Annotated in this window: 16 protein-coding genes and 1 tRNA gene; 14 read left to right on the forward strand and 3 right to left on the reverse strand. The window is 70.5% G+C overall.

Going from position 1 to position 20,287, the window contains the following annotated elements:
- The first annotated feature begins 210 nt into the window (after positions 1 to 210).
- Positions 211 to 381, forward strand: coding sequence for a DUF1127 domain-containing protein (locus ACFSCV_RS01025; protein WP_271201329.1), 171 nt, complete (start codon positions 211 to 213; stop codon positions 379 to 381).
- Between the two features lie 79 nt (positions 382 to 460).
- Here the strand turns inward: ACFSCV_RS01025 and phaC are convergent, their stop codons facing one another.
- Positions 461 to 2,533 carry a class I poly(R)-hydroxyalkanoic acid synthase gene (phaC, locus tag ACFSCV_RS01030; protein ID WP_378796137.1) on the reverse strand — a complete coding sequence of 691 codons (2,073 nt, stop codon included), beginning with the start codon at positions 2,531 to 2,533 and terminating at the stop codon, positions 461 to 463.
- Positions 2,534 to 2,800: 267 nt separating this feature from the next.
- Between phaC and ACFSCV_RS01035 the strand changes: the two genes are divergently transcribed.
- From ACFSCV_RS01035 to ACFSCV_RS01065, 7 genes are all read left to right on the forward strand, one after another.
- Positions 2,801 to 3,031 carry a hypothetical protein gene (locus ACFSCV_RS01035; protein WP_378796139.1) on the forward strand — a complete coding sequence of 77 codons (231 nt, stop codon included), beginning with the start codon at positions 2,801 to 2,803 and terminating at the stop codon, positions 3,029 to 3,031.
- 149 nt (positions 3,032 to 3,180) lie between these two features.
- Positions 3,181 to 4,398, forward strand: a complete 1,218-nt coding sequence (locus ACFSCV_RS01040; RefSeq protein WP_378796141.1) for an LL-diaminopimelate aminotransferase — start codon at positions 3,181 to 3,183, stop codon at positions 4,396 to 4,398.
- Positions 4,399 to 4,465: 67 nt separating this feature from the next.
- Positions 4,466 to 5,776 (forward strand): homoserine dehydrogenase, encoded by a 1,311-nt coding sequence (locus tag ACFSCV_RS01045; RefSeq protein ID WP_378796143.1) that lies wholly within the window; start codon positions 4,466 to 4,468, stop codon positions 5,774 to 5,776.
- A gap of 216 nt (positions 5,777 to 5,992) precedes the next feature.
- Positions 5,993 to 6,994, forward strand: coding sequence for a class II fructose-bisphosphatase (gene glpX, locus ACFSCV_RS01050; protein WP_378796732.1), 1,002 nt, complete (start codon positions 5,993 to 5,995; stop codon positions 6,992 to 6,994).
- Positions 6,995 to 7,028: 34 nt separating this feature from the next.
- Positions 7,029 to 8,801 (forward strand): single-stranded-DNA-specific exonuclease RecJ, encoded by a 1,773-nt coding sequence (recJ, locus tag ACFSCV_RS01055; RefSeq protein WP_378796145.1) that lies wholly within the window; start codon positions 7,029 to 7,031, stop codon positions 8,799 to 8,801.
- A 102-nt stretch (positions 8,802 to 8,903) separates the two neighbouring features.
- Positions 8,904 to 9,572, forward strand: a complete 669-nt coding sequence (locus tag ACFSCV_RS01060; RefSeq protein ID WP_378796147.1) for an exopolysaccharide biosynthesis protein — start codon at positions 8,904 to 8,906, stop codon at positions 9,570 to 9,572.
- Between the two features lie 50 nt (positions 9,573 to 9,622).
- A tRNA-Glu gene (locus ACFSCV_RS01065) sits at positions 9,623 to 9,697 on the forward strand.
- On the opposite strand, the gene ACFSCV_RS01070 is transcribed toward ACFSCV_RS01065, so the two are convergent.
- On the reverse strand, positions 9,657 to 10,334 hold the full coding sequence (locus ACFSCV_RS01070; RefSeq protein ID WP_378796734.1) for a tyrosine-type recombinase/integrase: 678 nt from the start codon (positions 10,332 to 10,334) through the stop codon (positions 9,657 to 9,659). The two genes, ACFSCV_RS01065 and ACFSCV_RS01070, sit on opposite strands and share 41 nt — an antisense overlap.
- A 102-nt stretch (positions 10,335 to 10,436) precedes the next feature.
- Here ACFSCV_RS01070 and ACFSCV_RS01075 point away from each other — a divergent pair, with 102 nt between their 5' ends.
- From ACFSCV_RS01075 to ACFSCV_RS01100, 6 genes are all read left to right on the forward strand, one after another.
- Entirely contained in the window at positions 10,437 to 11,273 is an 837-nt protein-coding gene (locus ACFSCV_RS01075) for an ImuA family protein (protein WP_378796149.1), read from the forward strand.
- Positions 11,164 to 12,723, forward strand: a complete 1,560-nt coding sequence (locus tag ACFSCV_RS01080) for a Y-family DNA polymerase (protein WP_378796151.1) — start codon at positions 11,164 to 11,166, stop codon at positions 12,721 to 12,723. Before ACFSCV_RS01075 ends, ACFSCV_RS01080 begins: the two co-directional genes overlap by 110 nt.
- Positions 12,720 to 16,088, forward strand: coding sequence for an error-prone DNA polymerase (locus ACFSCV_RS01085; RefSeq protein WP_378796153.1), 3,369 nt, complete (start codon positions 12,720 to 12,722; stop codon positions 16,086 to 16,088). Before ACFSCV_RS01080 ends, ACFSCV_RS01085 begins: the two co-directional genes overlap by 4 nt.
- A gap of 368 nt (positions 16,089 to 16,456) precedes the next feature.
- Positions 16,457 to 17,725, forward strand: a complete 1,269-nt coding sequence (locus ACFSCV_RS01090; RefSeq protein ID WP_378796155.1) for a L,D-transpeptidase family protein — start codon at positions 16,457 to 16,459, stop codon at positions 17,723 to 17,725.
- Positions 17,726 to 17,753: 28 nt separating this feature from the next.
- Entirely contained in the window at positions 17,754 to 17,969 is a 216-nt protein-coding gene (locus ACFSCV_RS01095) for a DUF6898 family protein (protein WP_378796157.1), read from the forward strand.
- 94 nt (positions 17,970 to 18,063) lie between these two features.
- Positions 18,064 to 19,566 (forward strand): Do family serine endopeptidase, encoded by a 1,503-nt coding sequence (locus ACFSCV_RS01100; protein ID WP_378796159.1) that lies wholly within the window; start codon positions 18,064 to 18,066, stop codon positions 19,564 to 19,566.
- 26 nt (positions 19,567 to 19,592) lie between these two features.
- Here ACFSCV_RS01100 and ACFSCV_RS01105 read toward each other — a convergent pair whose 3' ends face one another.
- Positions 19,593 to 20,243: a PAS domain-containing protein gene (locus ACFSCV_RS01105; RefSeq protein ID WP_378796161.1), complete on the reverse strand. Its 651-nt coding sequence runs from the start codon at positions 20,241 to 20,243 to the stop codon at positions 19,593 to 19,595.
- Positions 20,244 to 20,287: the final 44 nt, after the last annotated feature.

Raw genomic sequence — 20,287 nt, forward strand, 5'->3', positions numbered from 1 at the left:
GTCGGAAGGTTTTATTAAGTCGTCATGACGCGCGCGCATCCCAGCAACGCGCGGACGAGCATTTGTCGACTGCGGAGCATCACGTATATCGAGGCCACGAAACGCAGGCGGCTACCAGCCATCGACCGCCGCGGCGGCCGGAACGCCTGAGCGACCGGCGGCCGCGCCGCGGGCGCGCTCCGACCGCCACAGGATTTGGGACTTGAGACAATGCTGTTCTGGGCTTTCCTTCTGAAGCGCTACCGGATGTGGCGCGTGTACCGCGAGACCTTCGTCGAGCTGACGAGCCTCGACGACCGCACCCTGGCCGACGTCAATCTCGGCCGCGGCGACATCGAACGGGTCGCGCGCCGCGCCGCCCGCGAGGCTGTCGCCGCCTGATCTTGCGATCGGCGGGATGACGACGAAAAGGCCCCGGCTTTCGCAGCCGGGGCCTTTTTCATGCGCGGATTTGAAGGAATCAGACCCGTACCTTCACATAGGTTCCCGGCGCGTCGTCGATCGCGGGGTAGGGGCCTTCGCCCGGAACGCGCGCCGGCACGGCGGTGGCGTCGGACGCGGCGAGCCAGGCGCGCCAGTCCGGCCACCACGAGCCGGGACGCTCCTCCGCCTTCGCGAACCAGTCCTCGAACGCGCCCGTAGGCGCCTCGCCGACCCAGTGCTGGTACTTCATCCTGGCCGGCGGGTTCACCACGCCCGCGATGTGGCCGGAGCCCGCGAGCACGAAGCGCACCGGGCCGCCGAACATGGTCGCGCCAAGGAAGGCGGAGCGGGCCGGGGCGATGTGGTCTTCCCGGGTCGCGAGCTCGTAGACCGGAACCTTCACCTTGCCGAGATCGAGGATCTCGCCGGCGATCTCCATGCGACCCTGCGCCAGGTCGTTGTTGAGGTAGCAGCCGCGCAGGTAGAATGAGTGGTTCGCCGCCGGCATCCGGGTGGTGTCCGAATTCCAGTACAGCAGGTCGAACGGGAAGGGCGCCTTGCCCTTCATGTAGTTGTTGACGACGTAAGGCCAGATCAGGTCGTTCGAGCGCAGCATGTTGAAGGCGTTCGCCATGCTGGAGCCTTCGAGGAAGCCGAAGGCGGCCATTCGCGCCTCCACCGCGGCCACTTGCGCCTCGTCCACGAACACCTTCAGGTCGCCGGCGTGGGTGAAGTCCACCTGCGTGGTGAAGAAGGTGGCGCTCGCGATTCGCTGGTCGTCGCGCGCCGCCATGTAGGCGAGCGTCACCGCGAGCAGCGTGCCGCCGACGCAGTAGCCGACGGCGTCGACCTGTTCGGTCCCGGTCGCCGCGCGCGCGATGTCGACCGCGGTCATCACGCCGTCGCGCATGTAGTCGTCGAAGCTCATGGCGGCGTGACGGGCGTCCGGGTTCACCCACGACACGCAGAACACCGTCAGGCCCTGGTCGACGCACCACTTGATGAAACTCTTCTCGGGCGTCAGGTCGAGAATGTAGAACTTGTTGATCCATGGCGGCACGATCAGCACCGGCCGCGTGCGCGTCATCGCCGTCGTCGGGGCGTACTGGATCAGCTCCATCAGCTCGTTGCGGAAGATCACCTTGCCGGGCGTGGTGGCGAGGTTGCGGCCGACCTCGAAATTGGCGTTGTCGGTCTGCCGGATGCGGAGGTCGCCGTTTCCGGCCGCGATGTCCTCGGCGAGCATCTGCATGCCGCGGACAAGGTTCTCGCCCTTCTGGGCGAAGGTCTCGCGCAGCAGCTCCGGGTTGGTCGGCACGAAGTTCGACGGCGACACCGCGTTGGCGATCTGCCGCACGTAGAAGGCCGCCTTGTGGCGGGTGTGGGGGTCGAGCTCGTGCGCCTCCTCCACCATGCGCTCGGCCCAGCGGGCGGCGTGGAGATAGGCCTGCTTCAGGAAGTCGAAGAACGGGTTGTCCGACCATTCCGGGTCCCTGAAGCGCGCGTCCTTGGGGTCGGGCGCCGCGGTCGGCGGCGCCTGTTCGCCCGAGAAGCGCCGCAGCGTTCCGGTCCACAGGTCGAGAAAGCCGGTGGTGAAGGCCTTCTGCGCCTCGACGGTGCGCGAGGGGTCGGCCATCCAGCGCTCGGCGACCTGGCCGATGGTCTTCACCACGTCGACGATCTCGTTGGTGGCCGCGAACGGGCGCTCGCCGTTCTCTCGCGGGCGCATGTAGGCGGAAATCGCCCGCCCGCCCTCCTCGTACAGCCGCGCCATGTTCGCCGCGAACGCCTCGACGTCGACCGTGAGGAACGGGTTCGCCTCGGGAGCTTCCGTTCCTGCGGCGGAGGATGAGGGACGCGGCGCCTCGGCTGGCCGCGGCTCCGCCGGCTGGGCGGTCTTCGGCGCGCGGCGTTTCGGTTTTGCGGCTTTCGCGGGATCCGATGTGGATTCGCGCGCGGCGGCGGCTTTCGCGGGTTTGGCGCTTTTCGTCTTCGGCTTTGCGGCGGCCGGCCGCCCGGTCCCAGAGGCCGCGGCGGGTTTCGGCGCCGCCTCGTCCGGCGCGCGGGGCTCGGTCGGAGCCGGACGCGTCTCGGCCTTGCTCGTCCTCATGGCCTGCGGTTGCCGTCCGGGCTTCGAGGCCTTCGCGCGCCCCGCCGGCGCAGCGGGAGCCGTCGAGCGCTCGACCGCGTTCCGAGCCATAGACCCATACCCTCCCAAGGACCCCGCGGTTGCGACGCGTCCTGCGCGCCGCTCCACGGGTTGCTTCGTAACCGCTTCCCATGACAATAGGCGCAACCCGCGCCGCGCGTCACGTGCGGCATGGGCGGTCGGCCCCCGAAATCGGGCCGGGATCGTTCCCGTTTCGAGACCCTGCCCATGAGCGTTTCACGGCCCGCTTTCGCCGTCGTCCTTCTCGCCGGCTGCGGCCTGCTGCTCGGGGGCTGCGATCTCGAGAAGTACCGCGGCACGCGGGGGCTGCCGCCGGCTCCCGACAATCTGGCCTATCCGGACGTCAACGTGACGCCGCCGCAGCGCCCCGGAACTCTCCGGACGCCTGAAGAGCAGAAGAAGCTTGAGGCGGACCTGCTGGCGCGCAAACGCCGCTGACGGGCCTCGGAAGTGGGTGGGCGGCAGGCGCGGCCCCCGACGAATTGCCGAGAGCAGGCCCGCGCCTGCGTTTGCCCGCAATCCGGCCATACGGTATCTCGGATGATCCCCGCGCGCTGGTGCGCGGGTAAGCCCCGAATCGTGCCGCCATGACCGAATTCCATTCCGTGCGCCGTCTGCCGCCCTACGTGTTCGAACAGGTGAACCGGGTGAAGGCCGCAGCCCGGAAGGCCGGCGCCGACATCATCGACCTCGGCATGGGCAACCCGGACCTGCCGACGCCCGACCACATCAACGAGAAGCTGGTCGAGGCCGTCACCAAGCCGCGGACCAACCGCTATTCGACGTCGAAGGGCATTCCGGGCCTGCGCAAGGCCCAGGCGGCCTATTACGCCCGCCGCTTCGGCGTGTCGCTGAACCCCGACACGCAGGTGGTCGCGACGCTTGGCTCCAAGGAGGGCTTCGCCAACATGGCGCAGGCCATCACCGCGCCGGGCGACGTGGTGCTGACGCCGAACCCGAGCTACCCGATTCACGCCTTCGGCTTCCTGATGGCCGGCGGCGTCATCCGCAACGTGCCGGCGACTCCGGGACCGGAGTATTTTCACGCGCTCGAACGCGCGGTGATCCATTCGGTGCCGAAGCCGATCGCGCTCATCACCTGCTTCCCGTCGAATCCGACGGCGGAAGTGGCCGACCTCGAATTCTATAAGGACGTCGTCCGCTTCGCGAAGCAGCACGACATCTTCGTGCTCTCGGATCTTGCCTATTCCGAGATCTACTTCGACGGGAACCCGCCGCCTTCGATCCTGCAGGTGCCGGGCGCGATGGACGTGGCGGTCGAGTTCACCTCGATGTCCAAGACATATTCGATGCCGGGCTGGCGCGTCGGCTTCGCGGTCGGCAACGAGCGGCTGCTCGCGGCGCTCGCCCGGGTGAAGTCCTATCTCGATTACGGTGCCTACACCCCGATCCAGGTCGCGGCCTCCGCCGCGCTCAATGGGCCGGACGACTGCATCGCGGAGATGCGTGAGATCTACAAGAAGCGCCGCGACATCATGGTCGACACGTTCGGCCGCGCCGGCTTCACGGTGCCGAGCCCGAAGGCCTCGATGTTCGCCTGGGCGCCGATTCCCGAGAAGTTCCGCCCGCTCGGCAGCCTGGAGTTCTCGAAGCTGCTGGTCGAGAAGGCCCATGTGGCGGTGGCGCCGGGCATCGGCTTCGGCGAGCACGGCGACGAGTTCGTGCGCATCGCGCTGGTCGAGAACGAGCACCGCATCCGGCAGGCGGCGCGATCGATCCGCCGCTTCCTTGAAACTGCGGACGAGACGTTGCACAACGTCGTCCCGCTCGCCGCGGCGCGCTGAGGGACCGAACGTCGCGACGGTCCTCCCGCCGCGGCGTTCCTTCTCCTGAACGCATTCGGATGTCCTCATGGCGGAACCTCTGAGGGTCGGCGTCGCCGGCCTTGGCACGGTCGGCTCGTCCGTCGTGCGCATTCTCGGCGCCAAGGCTGAGGAGCTCGCGGCGCGCGCCGGTCGCCCGATCGTCGTCACCGCGGTCTCGGCCCGCGAGAAGGGCCGCGACCGGAAACTCCATCTCGACGGCGTCGCCTGGCACATGGACGCGACCCAGCTCGCGCGCTCGAACGACGTCGATCTGGTCGTGGAGCTGATCGGCGGCGCCGAGGGCGCCGCGCGCGGCTGCGTCGAGACCGCGATCGAGTTCGGCCGCCCGGTCGTCACCGCCAACAAGGCGCTGCTCGCCCGGCACGGCCTCGCCATCGCGACGGCCGCCGAGCAGAAGGGCGTCGCGGTCGGCTTCGAGGCGGCGGTCGCCGGCGGCATCCCGATCGTGAAAGCCCTGCGCGAAGGTCTGTCGGCGAACAGCCTCAACCGCGTCTTCGGCATCCTGAACGGCACGTGTAACTACATCCTCACGCGGATGGAGCGCGAGAAGCTCGGTTTCGCCGAGTGCCTCGCTGACGCGCAGAAGCTCGGCTACGCCGAGGCGGACCCGACCTTCGACGTCGGCGGCTTCGACACCGCGCACAAGCTGGCGCTGCTTGCGTCGCTCGCCTTCGGCGTCGCGCCCGATCCGGACGGCATCTATGTCGAGGGCATCACCTCGATCACGCCGTTCGACCTCGCCATGGCCGAGGAGCTCGGCTACCGCGTGAAGCTCCTCGGCGTCGCGACCCGCACCGGTTCCGGCGTCGAGCAGCGCGTGCATCCCTCGATGCTGCCGAAGGACGCCGCGGTCGCCCGCGTCGACGGCGTGACCAACGCGGTCGAGATCGACGGCGACGTGGTCGGCGCGCTGGTGCTCGCCGGGCCCGGAGCCGGCGGCGACGCCACCGCCTCGGCCGTGATCGCCGACATCGTCGACATCGCACGCGGGCTGCGCATGCCGGCCTTCGGCGTGCCGGCCGCGAGCCTCGCCGCGCCGACGCGCGCGCCTATGGGCCGCCACGAGGGCGGCTACTACATCCGCCTGTCGGTCATCGACCGTCCGGGCGCAGCCGCGGCGATCGCCGCGCGCATGGCGGAGCAGGGCATCTCGCTCAAGAGCATCGTGCAGCGGGGCCGCGAGTCCGACAGCGATTCGCCGGGCGTGGAGCCGGTGGCGGTCGTGCTCATCACCTACGCCACCACCGAGGCCGCGCTGCGCGTCGCTCTGGACGCGATCGAGGCGGACGGCCACATCGACGGCGCGCCGCAGGTGATACGGATCGAGAAGCGCTGATCCGAAAGGCGCAGCCGCTTCCCGCCCGCCGCGCTTGATCGCGCGGCCGGCGGCATGTTCGAATCGACCGGGGAAGCCGCGACGGCTCCGGTCGTTCGCATCGCGTCGCGGGCGATCCCGGTCTGTTCGGACCGGGGTCCATGCGCGGCGCGGGCCGCGCGGTTCGGGGAGCGGGACGTGGCGAAGAAGCTGGCGGCGGAAGCCGCGCATCAGTCCATGGCGGACGACCGGGTCGTGATCGACGCGGTCGACGTGATCGACCGCGCCCTGACGATCGAACTCGTGCGGGTGACGGAGCGCGCCGCCGTGGCGGCCGCGCGGCTGCGCGGGCGGGGCGACGAGCGCGCGGCGGACGAGGCCGCGGTCTCCGCCATGCGCCGCGAGCTGGACCGGTTGCCGGTCAGCGGCACGGTGGTGATCGGGGAAGGCGAGAGCGACGAGGCGCCGCTGCTGTGGATCGGCGAGCAGGTCGGAACCAGGCAGGGGCCGCGGGTCGACATCGCGCTCGATCCGCTGGAGGGCGCGACGCTCTGCGCCAAGGCGCAGCCGAACGCGATCGCGGTGCTGGCGCTCGCCGAAGCCGGTTCGCTGCTGAAGGCGCCCAACGTCTACATGGACAAGATCGCGATCGGGCCGGGCTATCCGCCGGGCACGGTCCGGCTCGACCGCTCGCCGGCGGATAACCTCGCCTCGCTCGCAGCCGCGAAGGGCGTGGAGGTGTCGCAGCTCACCGCCTGCATCCTCGACCGGCCGCGGCATCTTCGGCTGATCGACGCGGTGCGCGCCGCAGGCGCCGCGATCCGGCTGATCACGGACGGCGACGTCGCGGGCGTCATCCATACGACCGACCCGGAAGAGACCGGCATCGACATCTATCTCGGCGTCGGGGGCGCGCCGGAGGGCGTGCTCGCGGCCGCCGCGCTGCGCTGCACGGGCGGGCAGATGCAGGCCCGCCTGCTGCTGGACCAGCCCGACAGCCGCCGCCTGGCCGCGGAGGTCGGGATCGCCGACTTCAGCAAGATTTACGATCTCAACGACATGGCGCGCGGCGACGTGCTGTTCGCGGCCACCGGCGTCACCGACGGCGGCCTGCTGTCCGGCGTGCGCTTCGGCCGGCGCGGCGTCACGACGGAGACGCTGGTGATGCGCTCCTCCACCGGCACCACGCGGCGCATCCGCGCCGAGCACGCGCAAACGGAGAAGTTCCATCTCGATTGAGGCCCGCCGCCCCCCGGCGGAGGCCTTCCTCGGCGTGGAGGCCTCGTTCGGCGGCCGCGTCTGGCGCGACAGGCTGGACGCGCGCGGCCGCGCCGTCGCCGCGGAGATCGCGCGCCACCACTCCGTGTCCGATCTGCTGGCGCGGGTGCTCGCGGGCCGTGGAGTGGCGACCGCGGACGTCGCGGAGCACCTCGACCCTTCGATCCGCCGGCAGATGCCGGATCCCGACACGCTGACCGACATGGCGGCGGCCGCCTCCCGTCTCGCGGACGCCGCCGAACGCGCCGAAAAGGTCGCCATCTTCGGCGACTACGACGTCGACGGCGCGACCTCGACCGCGCTGCTCGCCGAGGCGCTGGCCCGCGCCGGCTGCGACGTCCGCACCCACATCCCCGACCGCATTTTCGAGGGCTACGGCCCGAACGTGGCCGCGATCGACATGCTCGCAGACGCCGGCGCGACGCTGCTGATCACCGCGGACTGCGGCTCCACCAGCTTCGAGCCGCTGGCCCACGCGAAGGCGCGCGGCATGGACGTGGTGGTGGTCGACCATCACCAGGTCGGCGCGGCCCTTCCGGAGGTCGCCGCTCTGGTGAATCCGAACCGGCAGGACGACCTGTCCGGTCTCGGCCATCTCGCGGCCTGCGGCGTCGCCTTCATGACGCTGGTCGCGACCAGCCGCGAGCTGCGCCGCCGCGGCTTCTGGGCGGCGAGGGGCGGGGAGCCCGACCTGCTGGCCGGGCTCGACCTCGTGGCGCTCGGCACCGTCGCCGACGTGGTGCCGCTGAAGGGCCTCAACCGCGCCTTCGTCGCGAAGGGCCTGATCGCGCTGCGCGGCCGGGGACGCGTCGGCCTCCGGGCGCTGATGGACGTCGCCCGGCTCGACGGCCCGCCCACGCCCTACCATCTCGGCTTCCTGCTCGGCCCGCGCGTCAACGCCGGCGGACGGATCGGCGACGCCGGGCTCGGCTGCCGGTTGATGCTCTGCGATGACGAGCCGGCCGCGGCCGCGATCGCCGCCGAACTCGACCGTCTCAACGGCGAGCGTCAGGCGATCGAGCGCGTCACGCTCGCCGAGGCGATGGCCGAGGCCCAGGCCGCGCTCGGCCTCGACGAGGAGGGCGGCTCGACCGTCGTCGTCTCGGGCGAGGGCTGGCACGCCGGCGTGGTCGGGCTGGTGGCGGCGCGGCTGAAGGAGCGCTTCCGCCGGCCGGCCTTCGCGGTCGCCTTCGGCCCGGACGGCGTCGGAACCGGCTCTGGGCGTTCGCTGCCGGGGGTCGACCTCGGCGGCACGGTGCGCGCCGCGGTCGAGGAGGGCCTGCTGGTCAAGGGCGGAGGCCACGCCATGGCGGCCGGCGTCACGCTGAAGGCGGACCGGCTCGGCGCCTTCCGCGCTTTCCTCGAAGAGCGTCTCGCCGCCGCTGTGGCGCTTTCGCGCGCCGACCGCTCGCTCAGGATCGACGCCGCGCTCACGGCGACCGCCGCGACGCCGGAGCTGGTGCGCGATCTCGACCGCGCCGGGCCCTTCGGCTCGGGCGCGCCGGAGCCGGTGCTGGCGCTGCCCGCCCACATCGTCGCCTCCGCCGACGTGGTCGGGCAGGGGCATGTGCGGCTCAGGCTCCGCGCCGGCGACGGGGCCTCCGTCGGCGCGATCGCCTTCCGCGCGGCGGACGGCGATCTGGGCCGCGCGCTGCTGGACGCCCGCGGCGCGCGCGTCCATGTGGCCGGCAGTCTCGGCGTCGACCGCTGGGGCGGCTCCGAACGGGCGAGCCTCAGGGTTCTCGACGCGGCGCCCGCCGAGCGCTGACCGCGAGAAGGCTTGCGTCTCGCCACTCGATCTTCACGATTTGCGGCTCTATGTGCTTGGAGCGCGACGGCTTCCGCCGTCGTCCGAGCCCTCTGGAGCGACGTGACCGACATCGCCACGCCCCCCGATACAGCCGGCGAGCCGTCGCCGGAGCCCCAGCATCGCGGCTTCTCGCAGGTGCTGCGCGAACTCGCGGGCGGCGCCGAGCCGCGCATCAGTGTCGCCGCGATCCTCGACGCCTTCGGCGATCGCGCCTTCGGGGCGCTGCTGCTGATGTTCGCGCTGCCGAACGCGCTGCCGATGCCGCCGGGCACCTCGGCCGTGCTGGGCGCGCCGCTCGTCTTCATCGCGCTGCAGCTCATGATCGGCGCGCAGCGGCTTTGGCTGCCGCGCTTCATCACGCAGCGCTCGATGCGCCGCGAGGACTTTCGGGCGCTCACGAGTAAGGTGGTGCCCTGGGTGAACAAGCTGGAGCGCCTGCTGAAGCCGCGGGCCGAGGTGATGACGACTTATGTCGCGGACCGCCTGACGGGCCTCGCCTGCTTCGTGCTGTCGCTGATCCTCGTGCTGCCGATCCCCTTCGGCAACATGCCGCCCGCGATCGCGATCTCGGCCTTCGCGCTCGGGGTGATCGAACGCGACGGCGTCGCCATCGGCGTCGGCTGGGCGGCGACCGCCGCGAGCTTCGCGATCCTCGGGGCGCTGTCGACGGCGATCGTGAAGGGCGTGGAGTATTTCGCCGGTCCGCTGCTTCGCCTGTTCGGGGGCTGATCGGCGCACTTGCGGCGCCGTCCGAACCCCCCTATACGTCGCCGCCGCAAGCGCCCTTCGTCTATCGGTTAGGACGTCAGCCTTTCACGCTGAAAAGACGGGTTCGACTCCCGTAGGGCGCGCCATTTCTCTGAAAATCGCCTGCGATAACAATGGCTTAGGCTCCGAATGCGCGAACCTTTCCGGAAGGTTCGCGCTTTTGACGCTTTTGTCGACAGCGAGCGCGGCGATTCCCGCCCGCGCCCGACGCCGCCGATCTCGCGCCTCGATATACGGCATCACCTCGGCAAGATTTTTGTGGCCGGTGATCGACATGATCGTAAGCGCGTCGCAATCCGCGTCAGCAAGGCGTCGGCAGATCGCCTTGCGTAGGCCGTGGGGCGACGAGTTCGACGGCAGGCCCGCGTCGTGGGCGGCCTGGCAAATCCAGCTGGTGAAGCCTTTTGCGGTGCGAGCCTCGCCGGCGATCGTTGTGACGAAGGTCTCGGCGTCGCGGGGAATGCCCTTGAGCACCGCCCGCAGCTCCGCGTGGATCGGGATATGCAACTCGGTCGAGTGTCGGGACTGGGACGTCGTAATGACGATATCGTCGTCGACGATGTGGCACCAGCCGAGACGAACGGCATCGGCTCGTCGTAAGCCAGTGTAGAGCAGGATCTCGAACGCCAGCCGAACCGGCGCGCCCACGGGCCACTTTTTGCGGAACGCAGTGATGTCGGCCTCGGTCCACGTGCGATAGCCGCGCCGCTCATGAACTAACATTCCAACTGGAGCACTCGATGGGGCCGGCCTAAAGCCCTCGCGGCGCGAGTCCCGCCGGCGATCGGCGGGACTCCAGCCGAGACGAGCCTTCTTGACTCCTTTTTGAACCGGGATTGTTATAGGAACAAACGGGAAACAAAAATGCTCGCTGCGCACGAGAACGCCCTTGCACGATTGCGGAAAGACGTCGCGGCGCTGGAGCGCGGCGCTTGCCGGCGCGGCGGCGCGTCGTTCCGCCTGGGCTTGCCGCCGCTCGACGCGGCGCTCGGCGGCGGGCTGGCGCGCGGCGTCCTGCATGAGGTCTACGCCCGCGGGCAGCAGGACGCTGTGGCCGCCGCCGGGTTCGGGCTCGGCGTCGCTTTGAGGGCCGCGGACGGACGGGCGCTGGTCTGGGCGCGGCAGGATCTCTTGGACGTTGAAGCGGGCGCGCTCTACGGCGATGGGCTCGCCGCATTCGGCGCCGACCCGAAGCGTCTGCTCGTGGTTCGCGCGCGCGATCCGACCGGCGTTCTGCGCGCTGCGGCGGAGGCCGCGCGTTGCGCGGCGGTCGGGGCCGCGGTCATCGAAATCTGGGGCGAGCCGAAGACGCTCGACCTGAACGCCAGCCGGCGGCTGGCGCTTGCGGCCGGCGCTTCGGGCGTGACCGTCGTCATGATCCGGCTCGGCGCAAAGCAGCCCGCTCCGAGCGCTGCGACCAGCCGATGGAGCGTGGCCGCCGCGGCTTCCGCGCCGCTTGAGGCGAACGCTCCGGGCCGCCCGGCCTTCGAAGCCGCCCTGCTGCGTCATCGGGCCGGTGTCGGCCCACGAACCTGGCTTCTGGAGTGGGACCGTGACCGCGCATCTTTCGAGCCCGCGCCGCTATCTCGCTTTGTGGTTTCCGTTCCTGCCCGCGGACCGGGTGCTGCGGACGCCGGCGCGCCATGGCGACGCGCCGGGTGAGCCGCTCGTCCTCGTCCATTCCGTCAAGGGCGCGCTGCGGCTCGCCGCGGCGAGCCGGGAGGCTTCCGCGCTCGGCCTGACGCCGGGCCTGACGCTCGCCGACGCGCGCGCGCGCATTCCGGGCTTGGTCGCCGCCGACCACGATCCGGAGGCGGACGCCGCGCTGCTCGGCCGGATGGCGGAGGCGTGCGACCGCTGGACCCCGCTCGTCGCCCTCGACCCGCCGCACGGCCTGATCCTCGACGTGACCGGCTGCGCTCATCTCTTCGGCGGCGAGGCCCCCTTGAGACGGCGGATCGCCGGGCGCTTCCGGCAGAGCCGCCTCGCGACGCGCGCGGCGATCGCCGGAACGCCCGACGCCGCGCGCGCTCTCGCACGGTTCGGTCGCGTGCCGATCGCGCCGCCGGGCGGCGAGGACGAGGCGGTCCGGCCTCTTCCGGTCGCGGCGCTGGGGCTCGGGGAGGACGTGCGACGTGCGCTCTCGCTCGCCGGCCTGAGGCGGATCGCCGATCTCGCCGACCGGCCGAGCCGACCGCTCGCCGCCCGCTTCGGCGAAGACCTCCTCACGCGGCTGCGGCGGACGCTTGGGGAGGAGGACCGGCGCATCACGCCGCTGAGGCCGCAATCGGCCTGCCGCGTGGAGCAGATCTTCGCCGAACCGATCGCCCATATTGACGCGATCGAGGGCGCGATCCGGACCCTGCTCGGCCGCGTCGCGGAGCTGCTCGAAGCCGCCGGCCAGGGCGGGCGCGCCTTCGAGGCGAGTTTCTTTCGGACCGACGGCGCGGTGCGGCGCGTCGGCGTCGCGACGGGACGGCCGACGCGTGACGCCGCCGCCGTGCTCCGCCTTCTGCAGGAGCGGATCGACGCGCTCGCCGATCCGCTCGATCCGGGCTTCGGTTTCGACCTGATCCGGCTCGCGGTCCCCGTCGCCGAGCCGCTGGCGCAGCTTCAGCCGCGGTTCGACGGCGAAACGCCGGAGGATGACGCGGTCTCCGACCTTGTCGACCGGCTCGTGGCGCGCTTCGGCGCATCCCGCGTCCTCAGGTTCTCGGCCGCCGACACGCATGATCCGACGCGCGCCTCGCGGCTCGTTCCCGCGACGTCCCCTGTCGCGGCGACGTCGGCGGCGTCCTCTCCCGAAGAGCCGGGCGAGCCGCCCCTGCGCCCCCTGCGCATGTTCGATCCTCCGCAGCCGATCGAAACGCTCGCCGAGACGCCGGACGGGCCGCCGCTGCGGTTCCGCTGGCGGCGGGTGCTCCACAGGGTCGCGCGCGCCGAAGGGCCGGAACGGATCGCGCCGGAGTGGTGGCGGGAGCCGGATGCGCCGACGCGCGACTATTACCGCGTCGAGGACGCGGAAGGCCGCCGGTTCTGGGTGTTCCGCGCCGGCCTTTACGAGCGCGAGACCGACCGGCCGCGCTGGTACCTGCACGGACTGTTCGCATGACGGGCGCCGTCCCGCCTTACGCGGAGCTCGCGGCCGCGACGAACTTCTCCTTCCTGCGCGGCGCGGCGCCCCCGCAGCACATGGTGCTGACGGCGCTGCTGCTCGGCCAGGCCGGGATCGGGATCGCGGACCGCAACACGGTGGCGGGCGTCGTGCGCGCCCACCGCGCGCTGAAGGAGCTGCGCCTGGAAGGCGCGCCGCCGCCCGAAAAGGTCCGCGAAGGATCGGGCCCCGGCGAGTTCGTCTTCATCGAGAGCCCCTGGGCGCCCGACGCCCCGTTTTCGCGCGAAGAACTCAGGCGCCGCGCCGAGGCGTTCAGGCTCGTGGTCGGCGCGCGGCTCGTCTTCGCCGACGGCGCGCCGGACGTGATCGCCTATCCCGTGGACCGCGCAGCCTGGGGCCGGCTCTGCCGTCTCCTCACCCTCGGAAACCGCCGCGCCAAGAAAGGCGATTGTATCCTGCGTCTCGACGACCTGCTCGCCGACGCCGAGGGGCTTCTTCTGATCGTCATGCCCGACCGCCGCCTCAGCGGGCTTTCCGCCACGCTGTGCCGGATCGAGGAGGCCGCCCCCGGAGCCGTATGGCTGGGGACGGCGCTGCACCGGCGCGGCGACGACCTGAGGCGGCTCGCCCGCCTCAGGTCGGTCTCCGGGGACACAGGCGTCCCCCTGATCGCGGTCAACGACGCGCTCTATGACGAGCCCGGCGCGCGCGACCTGCAGGACGTCCTCACCTGCATCCGGGAGGGCCGGACGGTCGAAACGGCCGGGCGGCTGCTCAACGCGAACGCCGAGCGGCATCTCAAGCCGCCCGAGGAGATGGCGCGCCTGTTCCGCGACGCGCCCGAAGCGATCGCCGAAACGCAGAACCTGCTCGTGCGCATCGACTTCTCGCTCGCCGACCTGAAATACGACTACCCCGAGGAGCCGGTCCCGCCCGGCTGGGAGCCGCAGGACTGGCTGGAGGAGCAGACCTGGCGCCGCGCCGCGATCCGCTATCCCCAGGGCGTGCCCGCGAAGGTCGAGGCCCTGCTGCGCGACGAACTCGCCCTCATCAAGAAGCTCGACTACGCGCGCTATTTCCTGACGATCCTCGACATCGTGCGGGTCGCCGAGGACAAGGGCATCCTTTGCCAGGGGCGCGGGTCGGCGGCCAACTCCGCCGTCTGCTATGTGCTCGGCGTCACCGCCGTGGACCCCGCCGAGCACGATCTCCTGTTCGCCCGCTTCCTCTCGGAGGAGAGGCGCGAGCCGCCCGACATCGACGTCGATTTCGAGCACGAGCGGCGCGAGGAGATCATCCAGCACATCTACGCCCGCTATGGGAGGGAACGGGCCGGGATCGCCGCGACCGTCATCAGCTACCGGCCGCGCAGCGCCATGCGCGAGGTCGGCAAGGCGCTCGGCCTGACGGAGGACGTCACCGCCCGTCTCGCCTCGACCCAGTGGGGAAGCTGGGGAACGGACATCAAGGACGAGCACATCCGTCAGACCGGGCTCGACCCGCAAAACCCCGCCATCCGCCGCGCGCTCGATCTCGCCCGCCGCCTGCTCGGCTTTCCCCGTCACCTCTCGCAGCATGTCGGCGGCTTCGTCCTGACCCGCGGCCGGCTCGACGACACCGTGCCGATCGGCAACGCGGCGATGCCGGACCGCACCTTCATCGAGTGGGACAAGGACGACATCGACGAACTCGGCCTGATGAAGGTCGACGTGCTCGCGCTCGGCATGCTGACCTGCATCAAGAAGGCCTTCAAGCTCATCCACGCCCATGGCGGCCCAGATCTCGGCCTCGCCGACATCCCGCAGGACGACGAGCCCGTCTACGAGATGCTGCAAAGGGCGGATTCGCTCGGCGTGTTCCAGGTCGAAAGCCGCGCGCAGATGAACATGCTGCCGCGGCTGAAGCCGAAGAAGTTCTATGACCTCGTCATCCAGGTCGCGATCGTGCGTCCGGGGCCGATCCAGGGCGACATGGTGCATCCCTATCTCCGGCGCCGGTCGGGGCGGGAGGCGGTGGACTACCCGTCGCCCGGGCCGGAGCACGGACCAAAGGACGAGCTCGAGCAGGTGCTCGCCAAGACGCTCGGCGTGCCGCTGTTCCAGGAGCAGGCGATGCGGCTCGCCATGGTCGCCGCGCGCTTTAGCGACACCGAAGCGAACCAGTTGCGCCGCGCCATGGCGACGTTCCGCAACGTCGGCACGATCCAGACCTTCGAGGCCAAGATGGTCGAGCGAATGGTCGCGCGCGGCTACGAGCGGGACTTCGCGCAGCGCTGCTTCGACCAGATCAGGGGGTTCGGCTCCTACGGGTTTCCGGAGAGCCATGCGGCGTCCTTCGCCAAGCTCGTCTATGTCTCATCCTGGATCAAACGCCATCATCCCGCGGTCTTCGCCTGCGCCCTGCTCAACGCGCAGCCCATGGGCTTCTACGCGCCCGCGCAGATCGTGCGCGACGCCCGCGAGCACGACGTCGAGGTCCGCCCCGTCGACGTCAACCACAGCCTTTACGACAACGCGCTGGAGCGCGACGCGAAGGGGTCGCTCGCCCTGCGTCTCGGCTTCCGTCAGGTGGAAGGTCTCGGCGAAGCCGACGGTCGCCGGCTTGTCGAAACGCGTGGCGGCGGATTTGGCGGCGTCGAGGAGCTGGCGACGCGCGCGCGTCTTTCATCACGCGCTCTCCGCCAGCTCGCGGAGGCCGACGCGTTTCGCTCCCTGGGTCTCGACCGGCGAGAGGCTCTGTGGAACGTCCGCCGCCTGCCGGACGACGCGCCGCTGCCCCTGTTCGCGGCGGCCGACGCGCGCGAGCTCGGCGAAGAGCCGGCCGTCGACCTGCCCGCCATGCCGCTCGGCGCGCATGTGGCGGCCGACTACCTCTCCCTTCGCCTCTCGCTCAAGGCCCATCCGATGCAGATCCTGCGGCCGGTCTTCGCGGGAGAAGGCGTCGCGACATGCGCGGCGACCTCCGCCCGGCCGGACAAGGCCTTCTGCCGCACGGCGGGCGTGGTGCTGGTCCGCCAGCGTCCGGGCGCCGGCAACGCGATCTTCATCACGCTGGAGGACGAAACCGGCGTCACGAACGTCGTCCTGTGGGCGCGCACCTTCGAGCGGTTCCGCCGCGACGTGATGTCCGCGCGCCTGTTGCTCGTCGAGGGCCGCGTGCAGAAAAGCCCGGAAGGGGTGACGCACCTGATGGCCGAGCGCGTCGTCGACCGTTCGGACGAGCTCGGCCGGCTGTCGGAGGACCAGCCGCTCACGATCGAGCTCACCCGGGCCGACGAGTTCAAGCACCCTCAGCAGCCGCGCGGCGCCTCCGGCCACCCGCGCAACGTCCGCGTCATGCCGAAGTCGCGGGATTTCCATTGAAGCCACTTCACGGCGCGGACCCCGAGGACGACCGACGACGAGGCCATGGGGGAGGGCGTCCGGCGGCTGAGGCTTCGGCGCATCAACCTTCGCGTGATCGAGGGCGCGGGGCGCGCCCTGACATCGTTCCGCCTCAAACGGATGGCCAAAGGTCGGTATGGTGAAGGCGTGCGGCGGGTTTCGCGTTCGGGTTCAGGGCGCTAACGGGCTGCTGTTCCGAATGTGATCGCCTCGGCGCGACGTCCACCGGCCGCAGGAGCTCTGAGTCGGGGTTCCTTAACCATGGCCGCCGCATTTTGCTCGGAGGCGAGCCGCCGCGTCTGTGACGCGCAGAGCGCGCCTCCTCTACGGTGTGGGAGCTGACGATCGTGACGGAACGGTCCATGAACTTCGGCATGATGACGCGCCGCGGCGCGATGCGTCTTGGCTTCGGCGCCGCGGCGGGCGCGCTCGCCACCGCGGCTTCCGCGCAGGAGATGACGCTTTCCTTCGACAGCCAGGCCGAGTGGAAGGACCGTTTCGACGCCTCCTCGTCCCGCGTCACGCGCACCTCCGGCTCCCGTACGCCGACGCTCTCGCCGGAGACGGTGCAGCAGACCGAACTCGCGATCCAGGACTACGCGTCGCTGGTGTCGCGCGGCGGCTGGGGCCGCGTGCCGGGCGGCGAGCGGCTGAAGCTCGGCTCCCGCGGCGAGCGCGTGGTCGCCCTGCGCCAGCGCCTCGCGGCCACCAACGACCTCGATCCCAATCTCGGCATGTCGCCGGTGTTCGACTCCTATGTCGAGGGCTCGGTGAAGCGCTTTCAGGCCCGCCATGGCCTGATCCCGGTCGGCGTGGTCGGCGACGACACCCTGCAGTCGCTCAACATTCCAGCGGAGACCCGGCTGCGGCAGCTCGAGACCAATCTTGTGCGCATCCGCACCATGGCCGGCGGCAATCTCGGCGAGCGCTACGTGCTCTGCAACATCCCGGCGGCCGAGATCGAGGCGGTCGAGAACGGTCAGGTCGCGGCGCGCTACACCGCGGTCGTCGGCAAGGTCGACCGCGCCTCGCCGGTGCTCGACGCCAAGATCCAGCAGGTGAACTTCAACCCGTTCTGGACCGTGCCCGCCTCCATCATCCGGAAAGACCTCATTCCGATGATGCAGAAGGATCCGCAGTACCTGACGAAGAAGAAGATCCGCATCATCTCGCCCTCGGGCGAGGAGGTGCCGCCGACCGCCATCGACTGGAACACGATGGAGGCGACCAAGTACATGTACCGGCAGGATCCGGGCGACGACAACTCCATGGGCGTCGTCCGCATCAACATGCCGAACAAGGACGGCGTGTACATGCACGACACGCCGTCGAAGAACCTGTTCGGCGAGAACGCCCGGTTCCACTCCTCCGGCTGCGTGCGCATCCAGAACGTCAAGGAGCTGGTGGGCTGGCTCGCCAAGAATCAGGCCGGCTGGGACCGCCGCGCGATCGACGCGGCGATCAAGTCGGGCGAGCGCATCGACATCAACCTCACGCCCTATGTGCCGGTCTACTGGCGCTACATCTCGGGCTGGGGCGGCGCCGACGGCCTGGTGCAGTTCCGCGAAGACATCTACGGGCTCGACGGCACCGGCGAACTGGCGATGGCGCGCTGACGCGCCGTCCGCCCCGGAGCATCGAGCAGTGACAGACGGCCGCCCGCGCTCCCCGCAGGCGGCCGTCGCCGCATCCGGCGAGACCCTGTTCGAGATCACGATCATCGGCGCCGCGGCCCGCTGCGCGGCGATCGACGCCGCGACCGGCGTGGAAGTGGTGGTGACCGGCCCTGCGAACGCCGCCGAGACGCACCTGAAGACGCTCGCGCTCAGGAAGCTGCGCGCCCGGCTGGGGCGCCTGTGAGGCGTCCGGCCATCCTCTTTTCGCCGTATCGCTGTCGTGTAGATTGACGCGCCCGATTGGGGCCGCGTCGCCGCTTGATGACCGAGGAGCTTTCATGAGTCAGACCACCGCCCGTCCTGCGATCGCGAGCGGCGCGCGGCGCGCGCTGGCTCTGGCGCTTGCGGCGACCGTCGCGTTCTCGCCGCTCGCCGTCGCGCCGGCGGCGGCCCGCTCCGCGCCGGAGAGCTTCGCCGACCTCGCCGAGGGGTTGCTGGACGCGGTGGTCAACATCTCCACGTCCCAGAACGCGCCGGCCGCGCAGGAAAAGTCGGTGCCGAAGCCGGACCTGCCGGAAGGCTCGCCGTTCGAGGAGTTCTTCGACGAGTTCTTCAACAAGCGCGGCGGCGGCGGGGCTCCGCAGCAGCGCCAGCGCAAGCAGAGCTCGCTCGGCTCCGGCTTTGTGGTGGACCCGTCCGGGATCGTGATCACCAACAACCACGTCATCGACGGGGCGGACGAGATCACCGTCAACTTCAACGACGGCTCGAAGCTCGTCGCCGAACTCGTGGGCAAGGACACGAAGACCGACATCGCCGTGCTGCGGGTGAAACCGCCGAAGCCGCTCAAGGCGGTGAAGTTCGGCGACGCGGCCGCCTTGCGGGTCGGCGACTGGGTGCTCGCGATCGGCAACCCGTTCGGTCTCGGCGGTTCGGTCTCGGCGGGCATCGTCTCCGCCCGCAACCGCAACATCAACTCCGGCCCCTACGACAACTTCATCCAGACCGACGCCGCCATCAACCGCGGCAATTCGGGCGGCCCGCTGTTCAACATGGCCGGCGAGGTCGTGGGCATCAACACGGCGATCATCTCACCCTCGGGCGGCTCGATCGGCATCGGCTTCTCGGTTCCCTCCACCACCGCGCAGCCGGTCGTCGACCAGCTGCTCCAGTTCGGCGAGACGCGGCGGGGCTGGATCGGGGTGCGCATCCAGGAGGTCACCGACGAGATCGCCGAAAGCCTCGGCGTGAAGGGTCCGAACAAGGGCGCGCTCATCGCCGGCGTGAACGACGAAGGCCCGGCCGACAAGGGCGGAATCGAGGCCGGCGACGTGGTGCTGAAGTTCGACGGCAAGACCGTCAAGGACGTGCGCGACCTGCCGCGGATCGTGGCCGACACGCCGATCGACCGCGACGTCGACGTGGTGGTGCTGCGCAAGGGCAAGGAAGAGACCAAGAAGCTCAAGGTCGGCCGTCTTGAGGAGGCCGCCGACGCCAAGCCGGCGGCGCTGAAGCCCGGCGGGCCCGAGGAGGCGCCGAAGACCGTTCAGGCGCTCGGGTTGACCTTCTCGGCGGTGACCGACGACCTCAAGGGCCGCTTCGGCCTCAAGCCCGACGCCAAGGGCGTCGTGATCACGGATGTCGAGGACGGCTCGAAGGCGCAGGAGAAGCAGATCCAGCCGGGCGACATCCTGGTCGAGGTCGCACAGGAGGCGGTCGAGACGCCGGCCGACGTCTCGAAGCGCATCGAGGCGCTGAAGAAGGACGGCAAGAAGACCGCGCTGCTGCTGCTGTCCAACAAGGCCGGCGACGTGCGCTTCGTGGCGGTCTCGATCGACTGAGGTCGGCCTTCCGGAACGACGCCGTCCTAGAGCCGGACGGCGTCGTTGAGCCGGCTTAGTTCTTCCTCCACGCGTTTCATCAGCGTCTCGCCGGCGCTGGCGAGCGCGTTCATCTCCTGCGCCACCACGTTGAAGCCAAGGCCGTGCTCGGCGGCGCGCGCGGCCTCGATCCGCGCGTTGAGGGCCAGCAGCCGCAGCGTCTTCAGCGTGCTGAAAATTTGCGCGATGGATCCGTTCATCGCGGACACCGAAGCGCGCCCCATCTCCAGCCGTTCGGCGACATTGGTCAGGCGGCCGGAGTCCAGGATGATGCCGTCGAGGTAGAGAATCTCGCCCGTCTCGGGATCGCGCTCGCAGCCGCCGCCGGTCTCGTGCACGAATCGCCAGCCGCGGGGCGTCTTGAGGCGATAGGCCACCTGCCAGCGGCCGTCCGTCGCCAGCGCCGCGGCCACCGCGTCGTTCACGGCGGTCAGGTCCTCTGGATGGATCAGGTCGCTGAACGACATCCGGCGACGCACGAACTCGTCGCCGCTCAGGCCCGTCAGGGCCTCGAAACCGTTCGAAACCCAGATCATGGCGTAGTCGTCGCGGTTCAGGCCGCGGTAGAGGAAGCCGTCGATGCGGGCGCCGATGCTGTGGGTGTAGTCCGCGAGATCGATCGCGGCGCTTCCTGCCATGGCTGCCATCGGATGAGCCTCCAGCCGTCGTGACGGAGCGGCCG

It is taken from the genome of Methylopila henanensis, assembly GCF_042681025.1.
Lineage (GTDB): Bacteria > Pseudomonadota > Alphaproteobacteria > Rhizobiales > Methylopilaceae > Methylopila > Methylopila henanensis.

Bases quoted from the DNA above. Each gene is read 5' to 3' on its own strand.
- ACFSCV_RS01025 (WP_271201329.1), top strand. From the start codon at position 211: ATGCTGTTCTGGGCTTTCCTTCTGAAGCGCTACCGGATGTGGCGCGTG.
- phaC (WP_378796137.1), bottom strand. From the start codon at position 2,533: ATGAGGACGAGCAAGGCCGAGACGCGTCCGGCTCCGACCGAGCCCCGC.
- ACFSCV_RS01035 (WP_378796139.1), top strand. From the start codon at position 2,801: ATGAGCGTTTCACGGCCCGCTTTCGCCGTCGTCCTTCTCGCCGGCTGC.
- ACFSCV_RS01040 (WP_378796141.1), top strand. From the start codon at position 3,181: ATGACCGAATTCCATTCCGTGCGCCGTCTGCCGCCCTACGTGTTCGAA.
- ACFSCV_RS01045 (WP_378796143.1), top strand. From the start codon at position 4,466: ATGGCGGAACCTCTGAGGGTCGGCGTCGCCGGCCTTGGCACGGTCGGC.
- glpX (WP_378796732.1), top strand. From the start codon at position 5,993: ATGGCGGACGACCGGGTCGTGATCGACGCGGTCGACGTGATCGACCGC.
- ACFSCV_RS01070 (WP_378796734.1), bottom strand. From the start codon at position 10,334: ATGTTAGTTCATGAGCGGCGCGGCTATCGCACGTGGACCGAGGCCGAC.
- ACFSCV_RS01085 (WP_378796153.1), top strand. From the start codon at position 12,720: ATGACGGGCGCCGTCCCGCCTTACGCGGAGCTCGCGGCCGCGACGAAC.
- ACFSCV_RS01100 (WP_378796159.1), top strand. From the start codon at position 18,064: ATGAGTCAGACCACCGCCCGTCCTGCGATCGCGAGCGGCGCGCGGCGC.
- ACFSCV_RS01105 (WP_378796161.1), bottom strand. From the start codon at position 20,243: ATGGCAGGAAGCGCCGCGATCGATCTCGCGGACTACACCCACAGCATC.